This is a genomic window from Candidatus Borrarchaeum sp. (assembly GCF_019058535.1).
GTDB lineage: Archaea > Asgardarchaeota > Sifarchaeia > Borrarchaeales > Borrarchaeaceae > Borrarchaeum > Borrarchaeum weybense.
Map to the genome: position 1 here is coordinate 1 of NZ_JAHPYX010000071.1, position 3861 is coordinate 3861.

At 40.9% G+C, this 3861-nt stretch carries 2 protein-coding genes and 2 pseudogenes; 3 read left to right on the forward strand and 1 reads right to left on the reverse strand.

From position 1 onward, the window contains the following. From QVB70_RS03795 to QVB70_RS03805, 3 genes and pseudogenes are all read left to right on the forward strand, one after another. A pseudogene (locus QVB70_RS03795) lies at window positions 1-403 on the forward strand (hypothetical protein); the annotation flags it as partial. A gap of 5 nt (window positions 404-408) precedes the next feature. Then, window positions 409-1908, forward strand: a complete 1500-nt coding sequence (locus QVB70_RS03800) for a glutamate synthase-related protein (RefSeq protein ID WP_287583548.1) — start codon at window positions 409-411, stop codon at window positions 1906-1908. A gap of 4 nt (window positions 1909-1912) precedes the next feature. Then, entirely contained in the window at window positions 1913-2668 is a 756-nt protein-coding gene (locus tag QVB70_RS03805; RefSeq protein ID WP_287583549.1) for a hypothetical protein, read from the forward strand. Between the two features lie 343 nt (window positions 2669-3011). Here the strand turns inward: QVB70_RS03805 and QVB70_RS03810 are convergent. Further along, window positions 3012-3861, reverse strand: a pseudogene (locus QVB70_RS03810) (zinc ribbon domain-containing protein); the annotation flags it as partial.

The following is a 3861-nucleotide window of genomic DNA, read 5'->3' on the forward strand; positions in this document are numbered from 1 at the left end:
AGTTAGACGCCATAAGCTGCCTCTTGCGTTAGCTTGTGAAGCACTTGCTCCTAGATTCTGGTCACAGATAGAACGGGAACCTTCATTACAAAAGAAGCTAATTTTAAAATCAATTCGCATTACTTACGCTTCTGCATTACTTAATGGGCCTTTTAGCATATTGGTAGCGAACAATACGACCCTATTAGGCCTGAATGATAGAATAAAACTTCGTCCGCTCATTGTTGGAGTAAAAGAAGACAAAGTTTACATGTCAAGTGAAGAACAGGCGATACGTTCTATAGAAAAGAACCCAGAAGACGTATGGGCGCCAAAAGCGGGGCATCCAATAATTGCCAAACTAGAAGAAGAAGCCATTGAACGACATAGAGGCATTGAAATGTCAATTACTCAAAAGACGTGATAGTGATGGCGGGTGTATTACCAGAGTATAAAATAACTGTAGATTATGAAAAGTGCAAACATTGCAAACGATGCATGATTAACTGCACGTTTGATGCCATGACATATACAGATAGACCTAAACCGATAGATGAGAATTGTGTTGCGTGCCAAAGATGCGCCATTATGTGTCCACAACAGGCTATAACCATTGAAAAGCATCCAGGAACTCTTCCTTATCATTACGTATATAATGATGATACTAAGCGTGCCATATGGATGCAGGCCAATACGGGTTCTGCGTTAATTGCGGGAGTTGGCACACCCCTTCCCTACCCTCGACTGTTTGATCGTTTAGTAATAGATGCTTGCCAAGTAACTAACCCATCAATCGACCCTTTGCGGGAGCCCATTGAAATTAAAACATTTCTTGGCAAAAAACCTGAAAAACTCGAATTTAATGACATTAACAATAATGTAGAATTAAAGACGAGCGTTTCACCTCAACTGGAACTTGAAACACCGATTATGATCAGTCATATGAGTTATGGTGCACTTTCTTTCAACGCATTTAAAGCACTGGCGATGGCAGCGAAGGAGGTAGGCACTATATTTGGCTCAGGAGAAGGAGGGCTTCCCGTCGAGTTATACGAATACGGCGATTATATTGATGTTGAAGTGGCAAGTGGACGATTTGGTGTTCATGCAGATTACCTAGATGTCGCAGCATCAATGACGATAAAAATTGGCCAAGGTGCAAAGCCCGGTATAGGTGGCCATTTGCCAGGCGAAAAGGTTAGCCAGGCGATATCTCAAACGAGAATGATTCCAAAAGGTTCTGACGCCCTCAGCCCTGCACCACATCACGACATTTACTCAATAGAGGATTTATCACAGCTCATTTATGCGTTAAAGGAAGCTACGCGCTACAAGAAACCTGTCTTTGTAAAAATTGCCGCGGTTCATAATTCCGCAGCGATTTCAAGCGGTATCTTGCGTGCAGGAGCAGACGGGATACTTCTTGATGGATTAACCGGAGGCACAGGAGCAGCACCTACGGCGATACGGGACCACTTGGGTATACCAATCGAGGCTGCCATTGCTTCAGTAGATCAGAGATTGAGGGATGAAGGCATAAGGCATTGGGGTTCAATCATCGCAATGGGTTCAATTAGATCTGCTGCTGAAGTTGCCAAGGCAATTGCGCTGGGTGCGGATGCAATACAAATTGGAACTCCTGTGTTAATAGCTATGGGTTGCCGTGTATGTCAACAGTGCTATAGAGGGATATGTCCATGGGGTATTGCAACTACACGTCCTGATTTGACTAGGAGGTTAAAAGTTCAAGAAGCGGCGCAAAGAGTTGCAAATCTAATTAGAGCATGGAATGATGAACTAAAGGAGATACTAGGAGCACTCGGATTAAATTCCATCGAAAGTCTAAGGAGCAATCGAGATCGTTTAAGAGCGATTGAATTGACACAGCCTACCCTCGATGTACTCGGAGTAAAACCAGCTGGAGCGTAATAATATGGAGAAAGAAGAAAGTGTTATTGATGCGGAGTCATTAACATTTCGAGAATTAAATGAATTAGTATATCATGCTGCCACGATCGATAAAGTTGACTATCTTAAACTTGAAAACGTAAACGGCCAGAGATATATCGGTACGGGATTAAAGGACGTTAAATTAAAAATAGATGTCTTTGGGACTCCAGGACAGGATCTTGCCGCCTTTATGCGAGGTCCAACGATAGAAATCTTTGGGAACACTCAAGACGGCGTAGGAAATACTATGGATGCTGGCGAAATCATCATTCATGGCAATATTGGAGACATTGCGGGCTATGGAATGCGTGGAGGAGAAATATTAGCTCAAGGTAATGGAGGATATAGAATAGGCATCCATATGAAAGAATATCACAACAAGAAACCAGTAATCATCATAGGAGGATCCGTTGGCGATTTCTGTGGCGAATATATGGCAGGTGGGACAATTATAGTCCTAGGAATGAACCGCAAAAATGGATCACCAGTGGGTGAATGGGTAGGTACGGGAATGCATGGCGGAAAAATCTTCATTCGAGGAAAAGTAACTGAAGACCAACTCGGTGTTGGAACAAAAATGCATGTGGCAAAAGAACAAGATATGAAAAAAGTAGAATCTACTCTACAGAAGTTTTCAACTTTGTTTGGTATACCATTGGAAAAACTATTAGACGGGGAATTCATTGTGGTGAAACCAGTATCTCATCGACCATTTGCAGGCTTGTACATGCTTGGATAGAGAATCAGTTTTGTGCTTGCCAATATAGAATTTATTTTTTATCTAATTTAATTTAAAAAACTAGATAACTTCATTTGAAAAGAAATGAATGATAAAAGAGTAATATCAACTTAGATGCGTGTTGAAGTATACAAAATGACAGAAATAAGTATTAACACGAAAGTGAAACTTACATACAGGCCGGGATCCATCTAACGAGCCATAGAGCTTTGATTCATTTTTAAATCCTAATCCCTCATAACTTCTAGGGAGTCCACTATTAGGATTCTCATTTTCCGTCCTTTTTCTATTTTTAGAGCCTAAGAGTCGGCTTAAACTTCAGCAGTTCATAATTCTGCTCCTTTTATTCAACCTTTGTCCCACAGAAGTTACAATATTCACTTGTCGTTGAAATAGGCTTTCCACAAGACCTGCAATACATTTCTGAAGGTTCTGGTTCTGCTTCAAGTTCTGGCTTGAGTTTTCTCTTTCTTCTAATAACCAGTGCTACTGGAATAGCCACAATAATTACAAGAACAACAACAAGCCAGCCAAATCCGTAATATAGATGATAGTTTTGCATTCGTGGACTTTTTAAATCACCCATTTCATTCCACTCGTTGAAAAGGTCTCCAATTCCTACAAGATCCAAACCAAAGCGAACCTTCCATTCATATTGCCATGTTGCTCTTATATCTCCATCACCAATACCTGATGGAGCGGTTACACTGAATGATTTGCTACCAGCATCATTCCAACTTAATGTTCCACTTGCACTAAGCCTCCCATCATCTGAATAACTTACATAAGGAGTACCATCAACACCAATCAAAAACGCTTCTATTCCGTATTGATCTCTCAAACTTGGTGTTTCAATTCTAAATGTCTCTTCTCCTATTGGTGCTTCGCTCTCAAAGGTTACGTCCCAGAATCCGTATCCATTCATTACCAACTCAAGACTAAGTTCTGTACGAGATGGTTGAAGGTCAATGTGGAAGCGTTCAGTCCCACCAAACAGCAGTGATGGGCTTGTCGTTGTTACATCAAACACAAAGTTAAAGTGTATTTCAGTGCCAGTTTCTTCCTCCCACGTATAATTGAATCCTATTTCACTTGTGGACGCACTTACAGGAGGAATTAAATAAAAGCCTGTGGCAAGTAACATTACTAATAACATTGTTTGAACTATTTTCCTCAACTGATCACCTCCGTTA